Origin of the sequence: Lutibacter sp. HS1-25 (assembly GCF_004121075.1) — a bacterium.
Taxonomy (GTDB): domain Bacteria; phylum Bacteroidota; class Bacteroidia; order Flavobacteriales; family Flavobacteriaceae; genus Lutibacter.
In genome coordinates this window covers 1-19,329 of record NZ_RHLN01000029.1, presented here as the reverse complement: position 1 = coordinate 19,329, position 19,329 = coordinate 1, and the positions used below count along the sequence as shown (strand labels likewise).

The 19,329-nt window shown below is 32.4% G+C and carries 11 protein-coding genes; 9 read left to right on the top strand and 2 right to left on the bottom strand.

Going from position 1 to position 19,329, the window contains the following annotated elements; translation table 11 throughout:
* The first annotated feature begins 444 nt into the window (after positions 1-444).
* The 9 genes from EC396_RS10500 (at position 445) to EC396_RS10460 (ending at position 17,863) form a co-directional block, all read left to right on the top strand.
* Entirely contained in the window at positions 445-1,020 is a 576-nt protein-coding gene (locus tag EC396_RS10500; protein WP_370276476.1) for an ATPase, read from the top strand.
* Between the two features lie 724 nt (positions 1,021-1,744).
* Complete coding sequence (locus tag EC396_RS10495) at positions 1,745-2,347, top strand: BrxA family protein (RefSeq protein WP_129366657.1); 603 nt, start codon at positions 1,745-1,747, stop codon at positions 2,345-2,347.
* 1 nt (position 2,348) lies between these two features.
* Positions 2,349-2,939, top strand: a complete 591-nt coding sequence (locus tag EC396_RS10490) for a BREX protein BrxB domain-containing protein (RefSeq protein ID WP_129366656.1) — start codon at positions 2,349-2,351, stop codon at positions 2,937-2,939.
* A 7-nt stretch (positions 2,940-2,946) separates the two neighbouring features.
* Positions 2,947-6,453: a BREX system P-loop protein BrxC gene (gene brxC, locus EC396_RS10485; protein ID WP_129366655.1), complete on the top strand. Its 3,507-nt coding sequence runs from the start codon at positions 2,947-2,949 to the stop codon at positions 6,451-6,453.
* Positions 6,454-6,455: 2 nt separating this feature from the next.
* The gene (gene pglX, locus EC396_RS10480) at positions 6,456-10,214 is read left to right on the top strand and encodes a BREX-1 system adenine-specific DNA-methyltransferase PglX (protein ID WP_129366654.1); all 3,759 of its coding nucleotides are present in this window, start codon (positions 6,456-6,458) and stop codon (positions 10,212-10,214) included.
* Between the two features lies 1 nt (position 10,215).
* Positions 10,216-12,756, top strand: a complete 2,541-nt coding sequence (pglZ, locus tag EC396_RS10475) for a BREX-1 system phosphatase PglZ type A (RefSeq protein ID WP_129366653.1) — start codon at positions 10,216-10,218, stop codon at positions 12,754-12,756.
* Positions 12,756-14,771: a BREX system Lon protease-like protein BrxL gene (brxL, locus tag EC396_RS10470; protein ID WP_129366652.1), complete on the top strand. Its 2,016-nt coding sequence runs from the start codon at positions 12,756-12,758 to the stop codon at positions 14,769-14,771. Before pglZ ends, brxL begins: the two co-directional genes overlap by 1 nt.
* A gap of 85 nt (positions 14,772-14,856) precedes the next feature.
* Entirely contained in the window at positions 14,857-16,896 is a 2,040-nt protein-coding gene (locus EC396_RS10465; protein WP_129366651.1) for an ATP-binding protein, read from the top strand.
* Positions 16,877-17,863 carry an HNH endonuclease gene (locus EC396_RS10460; protein ID WP_129366650.1) on the top strand — a complete coding sequence of 329 codons (987 nt, stop codon included), beginning with the start codon at positions 16,877-16,879 and terminating at the stop codon, positions 17,861-17,863. The genes EC396_RS10465 and EC396_RS10460 overlap by 20 nt, the downstream gene beginning before the upstream one ends.
* A gap of 326 nt (positions 17,864-18,189) precedes the next feature.
* Here EC396_RS10460 and EC396_RS17870 read toward each other — a convergent pair whose 3' ends face one another.
* The gene (locus EC396_RS17870) at positions 18,190-18,333 is read right to left on the bottom strand and encodes a hypothetical protein (protein ID WP_164975243.1); all 144 of its coding nucleotides are present in this window, start codon (positions 18,331-18,333) and stop codon (positions 18,190-18,192) included.
* Positions 18,334-19,060: 727 nt separating this feature from the next.
* A partial coding sequence (locus EC396_RS17975; RefSeq protein ID WP_205757942.1) for a hypothetical protein occupies positions 19,061-19,329 on the bottom strand: 269 nt, incomplete at its 5' end.

Sequence of the window (19,329 nt, the reverse complement as noted above, 5' to 3'; positions counted from 1 at the left end):
AAACGATCCAAACGCTTTACCACTTGACCATTTTCAAGACAACCTCCACGTCAACCAAAATAAAAGATATGATATCCCACTTTAGCAGATAAAAACCGCCCTAGGATTTGGCAGGCGAGTGTCAAAAGTTCGAAGAATCCGTAAAAAGAAATGCTGTTTGAGCGTAGCGAGTTCATTTCTTTTAGGATTTAAGAACGTATTTGACCGCCGAAAATCCAAGGCTTGATTTTTTGTTTCGTTTTGCATCAAGGCAAAATGAAAAGAACATTCTAAGAGTCTAAAATGTCAATTCGATAATAGCAATTAAAAAAATTAACCACTATGAACCCAACACCACACATCAAAACCGAAGGCACCTCAAAATTCCAAATAGGAGAAATCCGAAACAACACTATCCACTACGATTTCGAAAAAATAAAAACCTACCTCAACATCAAAGGCCATATGTTATTCGGAAAAAACTTCAGAATTCACAAAGAAGACGAAAAACTAATTTTCAAACTATGCTCATACTTCATACAAGACCACCACAGCTGCGCTCAAATGGGAATCGACACCAGCAAAGGTTTATTGCTTACTGGACCCGTGGGATGCGGTAAAACATCATTGATGAAATTACTATTGCACCTGGCACCACACAAAACTAACTACTCGCTCGTTCCAACCCGAAATATTATTTTTAATTTCAATACATCCGGATTCGAAGTTTTAGAAAAATACAACCAGACAAAAAACTACTGCTTCGACGATTTAGGTGTAGAACCAACCGGTTCTCATTACGCAAAAGAATGTAACGTAATGGGTGAAATACTTTTATCACGTTATGATTTATTTACCCAAACCAGCCAAAGTCATAGTCTTAGTTTTAGTCAAAGCCAAAGTCATTCAAAAACCCACATCACCACCAACCTCAACGTAGACGAAATTGAGAAAAAATATGGAAATCGTGTAAGAAGCAGGCTAAAACAAATGATGAACGTTATAGCATATGATTCAAATTCTATAGACAAAAGACAGTAAGTTCATTATTCACGAATACCAAAACAAATAAAAAAGGGATGAGTAATGTTTAACTTGATAAGCTTTGATCGTGATTCAAAAGATAAAAGACAATAAAAAAACCCAACTCAAAAGAGTTGGGTTTAAATTGCTATGAAGTTAGGCTATCTAAAAACAACCTAACATATCAAATGTAATTCTTTTAAAATTAAACACAAACTTTTATTCGGTTTTTTGTTTCTTTATTGGGCAATGCAAAAAAAGAAAGAACACCCATTACGGTTTCCCGTAATAAAATTTACACTAATTTGTTTTAATTTGACAAACACTCAACCAAAAAAGTATAAACATAAAAAAACCCACCTCTGCGAGATGGGTTAAAAATTGCTATGAAAAAGATGTAGGCCTATGAAAACCTACATTTCAAATATAAAAAAAAATATTTAAAAAACATATAAAAAATTCACAATTAAACCCTATTAACCAATCAAAACCATACAATGTAAAAAATAACATTTATCATAAACCACATCATAAAATTTAATTACTTTTAGCCTCCTTTGGTACTCCTAAAAATTAGGTTTATCAAAAAAAAATAAAATTAAGAAGAGTTAATTGCTATAATTCTCTAAATCAGACATCTTTTAAGCGCTTTTAACACAATAATTGATGTCAATGAAATTGCAGCAACCTTTTTAAAAGAGAGGAATTAAATAATAATATAAATAAGGTGTAAAAATTAAAAATGACTGATAATAATTCAAAAAAATACGACGCTAACTTTACTGCTGGAGGTATTTTACACCACGAATTTTTATCTTTACAAGAAATCATTTTAAATGAAAATTTTGCTGAATTGATGAAAATTGAAGAAGAGCAAAATTCATATATGCGTGTTGCTACAAAATCAGCTCGAAAAAGAATTATTTCTGAAATAATTAGACGCTACAACAATGCACCAAACAATTTCTGGGATTACTTTATTAATTGGTCAGAAACTGAACAAAAATTGGGATTGTTCTATCTATGTTTAAAAACATACCCGCTTATTTTAGATATTCACTTAGAAGTAGCTTTAAAAAAATTTAATATAGGTTCAAGTTTAGACCCCTTTGATATACAAATGCGTTTTGATGAAATTGCTTCTGTCAATGTAGATGTTGAAAAGTGGTCTCAAAAAACACTAGACAAATTAAACTCTCAATTTAGAACAGCTTTAAAAGAAACAGGTTTGTTAAATAAAAAACAACTTCATAAAAACACCAAATGCAGCGAACAGTTTTGGAACTATTTTAAAGAAATTAACGAATCTTGGTTTTTAAAAGCCTGTTTTATAAATAGCAATTAGAATGACAGTAACAGAATTATACAAACAATTAAGCGATAAAGATTTTCAAGATCATCACACGGGTAAATTATTTTTTCCTGCGTATATGTATATGTACAATGCTGATAACGAATATGAAATTGAACAGGAAATACTTGATATAAAAAACAGATTACACAGACCAAATAACTATTTAGATGTAATGGTAATTGACATTTACGAGGAATTTGTTGAATACCTAAAACAAGAAAAATTCGGAAAAAGCAACAAATTTGACTTTTACACAATCCACGAATTAAATAAAGCGGAGGCTGTTGACAAAGCATTAAAACAAGATGCGTACGACAATCGCTTTTTAAACTTTCTAAACACAAAAATAAAGAACCATTTAAATAATGTAAATAATTACGAGGTTGCCTATGTTTTTGTAAAAGGATTTGGCAACGCTTTTCCATACATACGGGCAAGTCGTTTTATGAGCAAATTTGAAGGTTTTATAAATGGTTATAAGCTTATTATGTTTTATCCAGGGGAAGCAAAAGAATATTACAGTCTGTTTGGATTATTAAAAGATGAAAACTTATACCGAGCAATTAAATTAATTAACGAATAAGATAAAAATGATGCTATTAAAAGAAATTTATGACAGAGATATTTACCGTGAAATAAATCCAGCTGTCGTTGTTAGCAATAAAAACAAAGAAACTATTGAAGCTGAAATCAAGGAGTATGTTTTTACGGATGAATTGATAGAAAAACTATTTTATATTGTTGATACAGTTTTAAACAAACGCTCTGGTAAATCAGGTATTTGGATCAACGGGTATTATGGTTCAGGTAAATCTCACTTTATTAAATACGTACATTATTTATTAGACGCAGAAACCTCAGAAAGTGCCTTTGAAGCTTTTGAAAAAGCAGTTTCAAAATACGACACAATGAAAGCTGGTAGTATTGATGCGATTACCATAAGTAACTTAAAACTACTAAAGAAAAGAGTTACTGCTGCCAATTGCGACAATATTATGTTCAACGTAGAAGATGAAACTGATGATGGCAGTCAAGAGCGATTAACGCGTATCTTTTTAAATATGTTTAACAAATTTAGAGGCTACAATCCTAACGACATACCACTGGCTATTTTGTTAGAAAAGCAATTAGATCACAAAGGGCAATTTGAAGCTTTTAAAAAACAAATAAAGGAAGAGCTAGGTTTTAATTGGGAAACAGACGCAGCAACTGTAGCTTCTTTTCAATTGCAAGATGTATTGGAAATTGCCAAAAAATTATGTCCAGAATTTGATATTGTGTCTTTACATTCCAAATTATCAAACCCCGACAACTTTAAAGTAGGTATCAATGCAACTCTTATTCCTGAACTTAAATCTTTTTTAGCAACAAAAGATAAGGAGTACAGATTACTTTTCTTAGTCGATGAAGTTTCACAATATGTAGGTTCCAACAAAGAAATTCTATTAAACTTTCAAAATATCATAGAACGTGTAAGTGACGATTGCAACAACCAGGTTTGGATTGCTTGTACCGCACAACAAACATTAGATGAAGTTTCATTGGGTGCAGATGGTGTTAAAGATGTTCAAGATGAGTTTGGGAAAATTTTAGGACGTTTCGATACACGTATTTCTTTACAAAGCAACGATGCTTCGTACATTACCCAACGAAGAGTACTAGATAAAAATAGCACAGGTATTGAAGTGCTGAATAAAATGTATGCGGAACATAAAGATTACATTCAAAATCAGTTCAAAATTAACCACGACCTTTACAAAGGGTACAAATCTGAAGAGGAATTTATAATTGGCTATCCTTTTATACCCTATCAATTTAAATTAATTGCACACGTTTTTGAAGCTTTTCAACAATTAAAATTTGTAATTAAACAAGTAAAAGATAACGAACGTAGTATTTTAGGTATTACACACTTTACAGCAAAAGAACACGGTGAAGATGTTGTTGGTGGTTTTATACCTTTTGATGCTTTTTACAACAAACAATTCAATACCAACCTAACAAACAGAGGTGCTAAAGCCATTGAAAATGCCTTGGAATTATCTTATGTTAAAAACAATCCTTTTGCAGAACGGGTAGTAAAAGTATTGTTTATGATTTCTAATTTATTAGAAAATCAGCGACAAACATTCCCTTCTAATATTGAAAATTTAGGGGTGCTGTTAATGAATACCTTAGATCAGAATAAAATGAAACTTCAAAAAGACATTGCTGAAGTTTTAAATAAACTGGTGGAAGAAAGTATCATCCGAGAGGAAAAAGGCAGCTATTTCTTTTTCAATGAAGATGAAATGGATGTACAAAATTTAATTAAAAGCCAAACACTTATTTTAGAAGATCGATTGAAAGCTTTTGATGACTTTTTTAGACCCTTAGTAAAAATTGGTCCTAAAGTTACTTATGGTCAAAACGACTTTAAAATGGGCTATGCCATTGAAGCAAAAGAATTTCTAAGAAATGGAGATTTTAGCTTAACTGTATTATTAACCGATAACACACCTATACCTCAAAAAGCATTAGACCTCAATAAAAAAGACTTGGTAATTTGTGTCAACGAGTGGTTTAATAACGATGAAGCTTTGCGTAAAGATTTTGAATGGTATTGCAAAACCAATAAATATTTCAGCGATAATTCTGGTGATGGAACTGGTAATCGTTCAAGAACCAACGAAAACTTCAAAATTAGAAACACCGATTTAAAAGAGAAGATTGAAAATGTATTAAAACATAAATTTCTGGAAACACGCTTTATTTCTCAAAATACCATTGTAGAAAGTGATCAAATTAATGGAGTATTGGCTCCTGATCGTGTTAAAAATCTAATAGACTACCATTTATCAGGTATTTATAAAAACCATAAATTAGCTGCTGAATATGCTCGAACTCAACAAGATCTAAAAAAATCGGCTGCCAGCAACCAGGTGTTATTTGCAACATTAACGCCTGCCGAAATAACAGTAAACGATTTTATTACAGCCAATAACAATCAAATTACAGTTTACGACCTCATCAACGAGTTTGCCAAAGAACCCTTTGGATGGCGCTTTGAAGCGGTGTTAGATGTATTGGTACATTTGGTGAAAAAGAAAAAACGTGAGTTTGTGTACAAAGGACAGCAAAGCTACCCAATTGTTGACTTTATCAACAAAGCAGTGTCAACTTCCGAAAGAATGTCTTGTGAAGTAGTTACTGGCGAAGAAATTGACCAGACAATTTTAGACAATGTGGTAAGTGCCTACAAAAATATTTTTAACGAAGCTTTAAATCCTGCTACCGATAAAAACATCCTGTTTGAAGATTTAATTGCGGCGCTTACTAAAAAGTTAACCACTCATCAGGAATTAGAAAAAAACTACTATGGTAAATATCCTTTTGGAAACTGTTTTCAAGCAGCTACAAAAGTATTAACTACTTGGATACAAACCCGTGACCTTAAAAAACTGTTTTCAAATTTTATAGAAGAGCAAGAAGTTTCCAAAATCTTATTCGATACAACAAAAGGAATGGATGATTTCATTCAAAAAGCATTCGCTCAAATAAATGAAATCAAATCTTTTGTAAGAGAAAACAATGAAAACTTTAAAATGTTGTCTCCAGAAAATTTGGAGAAGGTTAAAAAAATAAACGACTTTTTAATATTAGAAGATCCAAGAAAAGAGTTTCGCCATAGTATGAAAGCCTATGAGGAAGTAAAACTGGCTTTAAAGGAATTTGTTGTAGAGTTAAAAAAACTGGTGAAAGAAACCTATGAAAATGTGTATGTAGATTTAGAAGCTGAAGCAACAAAACGTAAAGTTTCACAAGATAAATATGCCGACAAAGAATATACGTTAAATGGTATTGACGCCATAACTTCATTAGCTGTATTAAGAAACAAACAATTAAGTGCAACTGAATTTAAATCGAAAGAACTTCAAAAAATAATTGAAGCAACACCTAAATCTGAAGGTGCTAAAGTAGCAGAATCAGCACCGTATTATGTTTCTAAAGGTGCCGCTACCATTTCAAATGAAGCTGAAATGAATGCCTATCTTTTAAAAGTACGCGAAGATATGTTAGCCTTATTAAAACAAAATAAAACCATCATCCTAAAATAATTATGAATACTAAAACCTTTGCACAACAGTCTCGTAGATTATTAATGGATGGTGTTGCCAAAAAACTCTTGTATTGGGGTTTTAATACCAATGGTACAGTATTAGAGGCTCCACAAAAAAGAGCTGGGGGATATACGTTTAGAGGAGAAGCGTATGACGATGAAAATGTACCCCATTTATGGGAATCTTTAAAAGCTGCAGTACAACACAAAGGTATTGAAGTGGTGGTTGAAGAAGCTGCCTATACCTGGTTCAACCGTATTATGGCATTGCGTATTATGGCAAAAAATGGCTACGAACAGCCACAATTAGAAAATGCTGTTGGTTTAGAGCACACACCACTTTTATTACAAAAAGCACGTCAAGGGCAATACAGTTTTCTATCAAAACAAGAACAGGAACGATTAAAAAAAATTATTGGCGATTACAGCAAAGATCAAGAAGCTTTTGCCATATTATTAGTAGGCTATTGCCATAGTAACACTATGTTAAACAACGTGTTTGGAAAAATAGACGATTACACCGAACTATTACTTCCCGACAATATGTTACAGGAAAGTGGTTTTTTACACTTGCTAAATACCACCGATGCCATTTCTGATGCCGAATACCAAGAAGTAGAACTCATTGGTTGGTTATACCAGTTTTATATTTCTGAACGTAAAGATGAGGTTTTCGCATCTTTCAAAAAAAATAAAAAAGCCGAAGCTAAAGACATTCCCGCAGCAACCCAAATATTTACACCCAACTGGATTGTTAAATATATGGTGCAAAATACCGCTGGTAAAATTTGGCTCGACAAATACCCAAACAGCCCACTAAAAACTTCAATGAAGTATTTAGTCCAAACCGAAAATGTCACCCCGAGCGCAGTCGAGGGGCACGTCATTGCGAGCTGTCACCCTGAGCTTGTCGAAGGGGATAGCGAAGCAATCTCTTCATCGGAAACCAAACCGGTCACTGAGCGTAGTCGAAGTGCACTCATCAACACCATCGAAGACCTAACCCTCATAGACCCAGCCTGCGGCTCTGGCCACATATTAGTAGAAGGCTTCGACCTACTCTACCAAATGTATGTAGAAGAATACTACACCCCAGAAGAAGCTGTAGAATCCATTTTAAAAAACAACTTGTTTGGCTTAGATATAGACGACCGTGCAGCACAACTCGCTACTTTTGCTATTTTGCTAAAAGCAGCAAAAGTGTACCGCGATATTTTTACCAAAGGTTGGTTACCAAATGTGTACAGTTTCCCTGAAGCTGCCAATTTTAGCACCCAAGAGCTAAAAGACTTTTTAGGTACCGATGGTGAACAATATGTAGAAGCCTTAGATATGGCACTACGTTTACTAAAACAAGGGAAGAACTTGGGCTCTGTACTAAAATTTGTGTTAACAGATAAAGCACGTAATTTTATTGAAAACCGCTTTAAACAGTTAAGTCAAACAGAATACCTCGATATCAATTTAGAAAGTATTTTCCAAGGGTTAAAAACCTACATTCCTGTTCTGTTAATTTTGACCAAAAAATACACGGCTGTAGTGGCGAATCCTCCTTATATGGGGCAAAAAAGTATGAATGCTGCCTTAAAAAATTATGTAAATGATAATTATCCGATAACAAAAACCGATTTAATGACGGTGTTTATGGAGGTGATTCCTAATCTAACTCAAAATGATTCAAGGTTTGCCCTCATAAATTTACCTTCTTGGCTGTTTTTATCTTCTTTTGAAAAAATAAGAAAAGAATACATAAATAACTTCTCTTTCGATAGCCTATTGCATATGGGAAGAGGGATTTTTGGCATTGACTTTGGTTCTGTAGCTTTTGCTATGAAGAAAACTAAAAGTAAAAACGCTATTGGTACTTATTTTAGATTACACGAACGCAATTTTCAACACATTTTATACAAAGACATTGAAAAACTCTTTTTATATAGCAATGGAAATGTAAATTACAAATATGATTTTAACCAATACCGTGGCGAAGAAGGTATTACAGAAATTCCAGAAAAAGGTACAGCAGAAGGTAATAAACTGTTTTATCCAAATATCCCCCAAACAAACTTTTCTAAAATACCTAGTAACCCGATAGCTTATTGGGTAAGTAAAAATGTACTGGCTAATTTTATTAAAGCTGAAAATTTAGAAAAAATAGCTAAACCTCGTCAAGGTATGGCTACAACCAATAATGGTAAATTCGTTAGAGATTGGAGTGAAGTAAATTTAATGAAAATAGGAATTAGTCTTTCTTCTAGAGAAGATGCTTTAGAATCTTCAATGAAATGGTTTCCATATAACAAAGGAGGAGGTTCAAGAAAATGGTATGGCATACCTGGTACAATCGTAAACTTTGAAAAAGATGGCCAAACAATTTGTGATTATATTGATAACACACCGGGTGTAAACGTAAAATCTTCAGGTAGAGTAATCAATAGAGAATATTATTTTAAAAAAGGAATTACTTGGTCAAAAATAAGTTCTAAAGGTTTAGCTTTTAGGTATGTTCCTAAAGGTTATATTTTTGATGTAGCAGGTACAAGCATATTCTTTGAAAATGACAAGCAATTATTCTATCTTTTTGGATTAATGAATAGTAAAGTAATTACTTCTTTGCTTTCCGCAATAAGTCCTACTATAAATTTTGAAGTAGGCCAAATCAACAAAGCACCGATTTTATTAAATTTAGACAATCATAATATTAAAGAAATAATTGACAAACTTATTAAAAATTCTAAACAAGACTGGGACTCCCGCGAAACCTCTTGGGATTTTGAAAAAGCACCATTATTAAATGATAGTATTAATTTAAAACAAGCGTATCAAGTTTGGCAAGAAAAGGTAACCAAAGATTTCTTTCAATTGCACAGTAATGAAGAAGAGCTAAACCGTATTTTTATAGACATTTATGGCTTACAAGAAGAGTTAACACCAGAGGTTGCTTTAAAAGATATTACCATTTTACAGGAAGAATTAAAAAGCAAAGATTTAGAAGCTTTAGAACCTATTTTTAGAGAAAAAGGAGCCGCAGCAATACAGTTGCCAATCAACAAAGCAGAGGTTATTAGTCAGTTTATTTCCTATGCAATTGGTATTTATATGGGGCGCTACCGTTTAGACAAGCCAGGCCTAAACATTGCACACCCAAACCCAACCGCAGAGGAGTTAGCTTCATACTTTACCCCCTTTGGGGGCAAGGGGGCTATCCAAATAGACGAAGACGCCATCATCCCTTTAATGGGCAACAACTGCAATTTTCCAGATGATGCACTGCATTTAGTAAATAAGTTGTTAGACGCTATTTGGGGGCACGAAACCCGTATAGAAAACACCAACTTTATACACGATTGTTTAAACAAAGATTTAGACAAGTTTTTAGTCAACGACTTTTACAAATACCATTGTGGTATGTATAAAAAGAAACCAATTTATTGGTTGTTCAGTTCTAAAACAGGTGCTTTTCAGGTATTGGTATATATGCACCGTATGAATGCATTTACGGCAGAAAAAATAAGAGCCAATTACTTATTAGAGCATATTAAAAATCTAAATTCTGAAATGAGTGTATTGGCAAACAATACAAGCAATTTAAATACCCAACAGGCCAAACGTTTAGATCAAGTACGCAAAGACATCGTAGAATGTGAAACCTACGATATGGAGCTAAAAAATATTGCCGATCTACAAATTTCGTTGGATTTGGATGACGGTGTAGATGTAAATTATAAAAAATTCCAATCGGTACTGGCAAAAATTAAATAAGATGTTAAAAGAAAAAGTTGAAAGTTATTTTACACGGTTTCCAAAACTAAAGATTTTATTCTTTTTTGATGAAAGCAGCGAATATTTGGAAGAAGTCCAAAATTTGCAGTTAACAAATATTCATACAGAGTACTGGATGAACAACCCTTTTTCGTTAAAAAATAAACTATTAAACCAATTACAACATACCAAAGTGCTATTGTATATACCAATGGCGCATCCCAACACGCAGGAAGCCTATCATAATTTTCCGCTAATGGGTTTGTACTTGGCTAATAAAGAATTGCAATTAGACAATGTAGGTGCTTTTTTAGAAGATTATGGCTTACAACGTCACCAAAAAACATTGGTAGCTAAATACATTAAAGAATTAAAATATGCGGGTGTGCAAGAAGTGTGCAAACCTATATTAAACGCAGCAAATTTTAAAGAACCAGCTTTACAAAAAGCCTTGGTTGCTTCTTTCTTAAAATTTAAAACCATTGAAAGTTGGCAAGTGTTAATAGCCAAAATGTTAACGCTAACCATCCATACAGATGCAAATGAACTGCAAAAAGTAAGCAACAAAATAAAAAACTTAAATTTTGAAGACGAGGTATTAAAGCATATCAAAGACTGTACAGGCTATGCCATTCAAAATATAAGCGAGGCAAATTTATTACAAGTAGCAAGGAGTGTTTTATACAATAAATTAACACAAACCATCAATAGCGTAAAAGGAAATGATCCTTACAAAGGGTTTAAAATTACAGATACCACAGCGCTTACCAGGTTAAATCAAATGTTGTATGAAATTGACAGACACCCAGCATTAAAGTCTGGCTTTAAAGAACTTTTACAAAAAGTAAGCAACGAAATTAAAGGTGCTACATTAATAGAAGTATATGGTGAAGATGCCAATTTTGCTGAATTTAATACCGAAATGATTTGGACTTTAATAAGCAAGGTGCAAGCGCATATGGCAATATCGCCAACTGAGATTATTAAAAAATTAGAAATGGTGAGTTTGCAATCCGATGTGCAACCTGCCGTAGCTTATATGCTAAAATATGGGATTCAGGTAGCCAAAATGCAGGAATTGATAAGCAAGGTAAAAACCTATATTTTAGATACACCAGAAGAGTATGTGCAACAATATACAGAGAAATGGTACAAAGTAGATGCCTGCTATAGAAAAGCCATTGCATTGTATAAAAAATTAGACATTCCTGAAATACCTGAAATTATAAATATTGACGAGTTACACGCTGCTTTAAACGCAACCTATGAAAAACATACCGACACTCTAAACCGTGAATGGTTAAAATGTTTAAACCAGTTTCAATTCAACTATCCTAAAATAAACGTTCCTAAGCAATACGATTTTTATGAAACCGAAATTGCTCCGGTAGATCAAAAAGTGGTAGTCATTATTTCTGATGCCCTGCGCTATGAAGCTGCGCACGAGCTACTGTCTGAAATGCACGGTGATTCAAAAAATACGGCAGAGATGCGCTATATGTTGGCGTCCATCCCTTCAAAAACAAATGTAGGTATGGCACAATTATTACCAGGTAAAAATAAAATATTCAATGGTGGCGATATAAAAAGTGACGATATTTCAACTTCAGGAACAGAAAATAGAAGTAAAATATTACAAAAATTCAAGGAGAAATCTAAAGCTATCCAATATGGTGATTTAGATGGTATAGATCGTCCAAAGATTCGTGATATTTTTAAGAACGATGTTGTTTATGTGTACCACGACGTAATTGATGCAACTGGAGATAAAAAACCTTCTGAACGCAGAGCTTTTGGTGCTGTGGAAGATGCCATAAAAGAATTACAAACGTTTGTAAAACTATTGCACGCTTCTTATAACGTAGCAAAAGTATTTATTACCGCAGATCACGGATTTTTATACAACGACAGAGAAATTGAAGAAAAAGACAAAGAAAATTTACCAACAATAGATGTCATTCAATCACATAACAGGTATTATCTAACGCTAGATAAAACAATGCCCGAATTAGGCTACTCAATACCTTTAGCGGCTACAACAACTTTTAAAGATGACATCTATGTAACAGTGCCTTTTTCTGTAAATAGATTTAAAAAACAAGGCGTTGGACATCAATTTGTGCACTGTGGTGGTAGTTTACAGGAAGTGGTAATTCCTTTAATTGAAAGCTCCAGAAAATTAAAAGAGGTAACACGCAAAGTAACCCCTATAATTATCAATAAAGGAAATTTAAAAGTGGTTTCAAATATTTTGAAATTGAATATCTTACAAGAACACGAAGTTTCTAGAACGGAAAAAGAAAGAACCATCAGTGTTGGCTTGTACAACGATGCTACTTTGGTAAGTAACGAAGAACATATTTTACTGAATTTTACCTCAGAATCTCCAAGTGAAAGAATGGCGCGCGTAGAATTATTACTAGCTTCTGAAGCAGCAACCGAACCATTTTTAAAATTGAAAATAGTGGATATTGAAGATAAATTAAATCCACTTATTGAAGAACGCATTCAAAACAATACACTAATCCAAACCGATTTTTAATGAAACTGAAAGAAAAAATAATCCAACATTTTGAAGGAAAAGTAGTTCGCAAAGATCTAACAGCATTGGTGAAAGGAAACAATCCGGTACCAGTATATGTATTGGAATATTTATTAGGTCAATACTGTGCAATTGATGATGAAGAAGTGATTAAATCAGGTGTTGAAAAAGTAAAAAATGTAATACGTGATAATTATGTTCATAGATCTGATGCAGAAATTGTAAAAGCGAAGATTAGAAACGCCGGAAGCTATAAAATTATAGATAAAATTAATGTGAGGCTAAATGATACGCAAGCCAACATATATGAAGCTGATTTTGCAAATCTAGGATTGCATAAAGTACCTATTGCAGATCAAATGGTATTGGACAATCCAAAATTATTAAGTGGTGGTGGTGTGTGGTGTATTTTAACAATTGGGTATTCACACGCTGATGATATTTCAATGCGCTGGTTAATTGTCGATTTAAAACCGATACAGGTTGCCAATGTTAATCTAGCGGAATATGTAGCCATTAGAAAAGAATTTACATCAGATGAATGGCTAGATTTATTAATGCACAGCATTGGATTAAATCCTGAGAGTTTTAACAAACGTGGTAAATTTATTCAGTTATCAAGGTTAATTCCACACGTAGAAAACAATTATAACTTTATTGAATTAGGACCAAAAGGTACAGGGAAATCTCATATTTTTTCTGAACTATCTCCACACGGTGTGTTAGTGTCTGGTGGCGATGTATCAAAAGCACGCTTATTTGTAAACAATACAAGTAAAGGCGCTATAGGTTTGGTCGGTTATTGGGATGTAGTAGCCTTAGATGAATTTGAACAGGAAAAAGGGAGCAAACGTACCGATGGCGATTTGGTGAAGATTATGCAAAACTATATGGCAAATCAGAGCTTTAATCGTGGTAAAGAAACATACCAAGCAACAGCTTCAATGGCATTTGTTGGGAATACAAAACACAATGTGCCTTATATGTTGAAGAATTCTCATTTGTTTGAATCCATTCCAGATGGTTATATCAAAGGAGCTTTTTTAGACAGAATGCATATGTACATTCCTGGTTGGGAAGTACGCATATTAAAAAGTTCGGTATTCTCTAATGAATATGGATTTATTGTAGATTACCTGGCTGAATTATTGCGAGAAATGAGAAAATCTGATTTCTCAGGATTATTGGATGGGAAAATTACGCTCGATTCATCACTAACAACAAGAGATAAAACTGCTATTAGAAAATCGTTCTCTGGAATGGTGAAATTGTTGTATCCTGATCAAATAGTTACAGATGAAGAATTACTTGAATTATTAGATTTTTGTGTTGAAGGAAGAAAACGTGTAAAAGATCAATTGTATATTATTGATGAAACATTCAAATCAGAACCAGTAGAATTTAAATACACCATAAAAAGTTCAGGTAAAGAAGTATTCCCTGAAACATTGGAAAATTTAAATTACAGTGCAGCAATTCAGGTAAAGAAAGAAACTGAAGATGAAGAAATAAATATTAGTGAAACTTCAACTCCTGTAGTAAATTTAAAACCACATCAAACCATTTTAAAAGACAATCAAACAGGGATTTCTTATAAAAAACTATTTGCCGATTATCTAAAAGGAGCAACAAATATTACCATACAAGATCCATACATTAGAATGCCCTATCAGTTTAAAAACCTATTAGAATTTTGTATCATGTTAGGAAATAACAAGGAATTAGACCAAGAAATTAATTTAGAAGTTGTGTCTAACAACGATCAAGAATTTATTGCCGATTCCATCGCTAATTTTGAAGAATTACAAGAAAGTGTATTAGATTTAGGAATCAATCTAACCTTCCGTATGGAAAACCATCACGACCGCTTCATTGCTGCAGACAACGGTTGGAAAATTACTTTAGGTAGAGGCTTGGATATATTTGAAAAAACCGAAGGTCGCTTCAATGTTGCAGACATCGACCAAACCAAAAGAAAATGTAAGTCCTGTGAATTGACCTATTTGAGGATGTAGTGTTGGAAGGCTTAAAAGGGCCATCAGTAAGAAAGGGAATAAAGATATTCATAACACTTCAATTTATTATAATTTAAATGCTATTATGAGATTAGTTGCTATTTATGTTAAAGAACATGAATATTTAATAAATGAACCCACCACAATTAACTTTGGAGGTGAACATTTATACGCTTTTGAGGAAAAAAAAGGTACAATTTTAATTAGTAGATCAAAAAACCACAACCATATAGAAGGTTTTTTTGATTTAACAAGTTATGATTGTAAATTATCATTAATTAGTGCCGTCGTTGGGAAAAATGGAGCTGGAAAATCTAGTATTATGGACATCATTCGCAGTAAGTTTGTTAAAAACGAGTTTAGTCTTCCTAATTCAAAAACCATTTTATTAATTGAAAGTGAAGAGGATGAATATCCAATAATTTTACAATCTGATTTTAAAAATATAGTATACAAACTTTCTACTTTAGAGAGTGAGAAATTGAAAGCTGGTGAAGAATTAACTAAAAAACTGAATAAATATACCACTTCAGATGCCCAAACAATTTATTATTCGCCACACTTTGATTTTAAGTACAACCTAAACTTTGACGAAATAGATGACTATGATCTTTCATTTGATAAAATTTTGGAGGAAGATTTAAAAGATTTAGAGAACAAAGGTACAAGTTCAAATGGATGGAATTACACTCCTACACAAGAATTAGTTTTTAAAAATTCATTGCGTCAATTAATGTTTTTTTCATCTGATTTGGTGAAAAAAAATAACATTTTTAAAAACATTTTTAATCTTCCAGAACACGGTCAATCAAAGTTGTTTTTTAGAGGGCACAAAATAGAACGCGAATGGAATACTCCAAGTTCGTTTAGACCAGCCCTTAAAATAATTAAAGAAAAATTAAAAAAAGAATCAAGTGAATGGGGCAATATTAGAAAGTTTAGTAAAGATAAAAAGAAAGTTTTAAATCAAATAGACGTCAATAAGTATCTCTTGAAAAGAAACTTAATTAAAGATATAATAAGCGTTTTGGAAAGACAAATGGAGAAGGAAAATTCCTATTTATCAAATGGGGAAATTAATTTTGTCAAGTTTGATAAACAAACAAAAAATCTAGATGCTTATGACTCATTTCTATTGTTTATAAACACCAGTAAAATAAAATTTGGTTCTAGTAAATTTGATGCATTCCATTCAAAGTCTATAAAAGAATTATTTAATAAATTATATAAATATATTGAGGAAATAGACAGGGAAGATTTTGTAGAAAATGATAACATTCAAATCGAGCCATTAAAAATTTTTGAACTATTAAAATTACATAAGGAATTTTTACAGAATTTATTTGCTTATTATCCCAAATTACAGAGGAATAAAAATGAGGAACCCTTATACGAAAAATCAAATAAAATTGAAGGTTTTATTAATTATATTCCCACTAATAAATCATTAAGTTCTGGAGAGAATGCCTTACTAAATTTATTTTCTAGAATTTACACTTTTATAGATGAGAATTTATCAGAAAAAACTAAAATTTTACCTGCAAAGAAACATTATATATTATTGTTGGACGAAGCTGACCTAGCCTTTCATCCAACTTGGAAGAAAAAATTCGTTAAATCAATCGTATCCTCACTTCCTTATTTTTTTGAAGGGTTAAAGAATCCACCTTCGCTTCAAATTATTTTCACATCTCACGATCCACTGACGTTATCCGATATTCCAAAAGAAAATATCGTTTATTTGAATAAAGATGAAGATGGTAAAATGATAATTGTAAATAGTAGTACTAAAAAATCTTTTGGTGCAAATATTACAGATCTATTGGCAGATTCATTTTTTGTTGAAGGTGGTTTAATAGGTGAATTCGCAAAATTGAAAATTGAAAAGACAATAAAATGGTTGAATGAGAATAAAGATCCAGCAAATAGAAATGTTAGTTTTTCTGAACAATTTGAACATCATAAAAAAATTATCGCAATGATTGATGAGCCAATTATAAGTCTAAAATTATCTGAAATGCTTGATGAATTAGTGGAGGATAAAGAATTTCAAAAAGAAATGTTACAAAAAGAAATAGATTATTTAACTAAAAGGAAAAATAGCCTTGATATACCTAGATCCTAATCTTAAGAAAATTAAAGATGCTCGCGATTTTCATCTTGCTCAACTTTTTCCAAAAATAAAAAGAAAAGCAAATGATTGTAATAATAATGATATAAGTAATTTTCTTACTGATGCTGTTATTTCATCAGTATTAATAGGTTCACCTAAAGTACTGGAAAATATTAATATAAAATTTTATAACGCCATTCCTAACCACACATTTAAGGGATACATTGCTTATAAAAAAAATTGTGTTCTCAAATCAAAAAAACAAACTTTATCTCCATATCAGAAATCCAATATTACAAAATATGGAAAGCTTCACTCTATATTGAATGGTATATTCAACTATACAGATTCTTTTTCAAAAAAAGAGACAAAATATTCAACATACAATTTAGCGAGTAATTTAGATATTAATACCTGTGTTTATTGTAATAGAACCTATACAAAAACAGTAATTAATCCAAATAAAATAACGCGTCCTGAATTTGATCATTGGTTTCCTAAAAGTAAATACCCTTTATTAGCACTTTCATTCTACAACCTTATTCCAAGCTGTCATATATGCAATAGCTCCGTAAAAGGTGATGAAGAATTTAATTTAAAGGATCATTTACACCCTTATATAGATAAGATTATTGATTTTCAATTTAGTTACGACCATAAGGATTATCATAATTTTACTTTTAAAATTGTAAGTGCTGCAGGTAGTAAAGAAGAAAAAACTATTGAAGCGTTTAAACTTAAGAAAATTTATGAAACTCATGAAGATGAAATTCAGGATTTAAGAAAAATAAGAGATGTGTATTCTGATCGTTATTTACAAAATTTGACAACCCAATTTAAAGGATTAACTATATCTGAGGACGAAGTATATCGTTTGGCATTTGGAGTTTATAAGGACGAAAACCTTTTTGAAAAAAGACCTTTAAGTAAAATGAAAAAAGACATATTAATAGAATTAGGTATAATAAAGAAATCTTGATAATACCAATTTTAAAATTATAGCTATAAAACCGTATTTAAATTATAAATAAAATGCCCCGATCCCGCGCGAAATGAAATTCAGCGAAGCTAATCCTTTCGCGTGTCTCTACCCAATGACTCATATATCACAGTAGATTTATATTCCGTGCCCATAAAAAGTAAATAATACCTCGTTGTAAACTCCCCATTTCCAGCAGTATTTTTTTAAAAATTTGTCACCCCAAACTTACACAAACGTCATCTCCAACTTGATTGGAGATCTCATCATTAGAACACTAAAAATACAGCTTCCAATTCCGCACAGTAAGAGCTTGAAAAAAGCACTTACTTTTGCCCCTGCCCTTTTGATACGTAATCCTGAACTTGTTTCAGGATCTCATCATAATCCGAACTACCAACAAATCCGTTTCCATAAGAAACAATACAACAAGCCACAAACATCCGTGCAGGTAATAAGGTGTTCGTCATTTGCTCCATTTAGTTCCATAAAATACAATTACAAGGGCATTAACCTTTAAACCGTCACCCTCAGCTTGACTGGGGGTCTCATCTTTCAAAAAACATATTCATTAACCAAATCCCTTGTACTTGCCGTTCGTTGCACTACAATTTGTGCTCCGGTAGGTGCTCATTGTAGTGCACTCACTTATTTTATTGCACACATTACACGCATTCCTCACCCACAGCTACTTTTGCCCTTAAAATCTTTTAATGTTATGCTTCGCAAATAATATTGTTAAGGGCAACCGCTGTTTCATAATTTCGGCTCGCCTGCTGCTCACTTCGGGCTGATCGGGTTGTCACAGTTTTTGCAGTACTTACTTCAGAATAAGCCAATCCATTTTGCATATGATTTAACCCTTGTCCTCGCGAATGCGGGGATCGGTTTATTTCAAATTAAATCATACTTGATATATAGAAATACAACTTCTTAGGGATTAAACCATATTACAAACGCGCACAAGAGCAATCCATTCCGTTAAAATCCTACTTTTAAAACAACATTTTCTTCAAAGCCAAACTCACAAAAAAGAACACAAAAGCCCTTAAAACTTCACGTTTTTCTCGTTATTTCAATCTTTTTATTAAGAATATGCCCTTAAAAGCTTCGAAATCAGGAACGCAGTGACGCGAAGTTTTAAGGGCGGTTCTGCAAAGCAGAAATTCCTGATAAATACGAAGTATTCACGAATACTTAAATCAATAAAAAATGGGTGAGTAAAAAGTGTCCTTTTTTGATTCGTTTTTTGGACAAGCAACTGCGAAGCACATCACGATTTCCAATAAAAAATAGAAAAGGGATGAGTAAAAAATGAATAATTGTAACAAATAAGCCACTCCATTCCTTGCCCTTGCCTTTCCCACCGCATAAATCTGAACACAAAAAAATGTAGTCAAAAACAGCGCCAACCCTGCGTGTGCCACGTAGTTGTTGCACGCACTTTTTCCGATTGTCAACGTGCT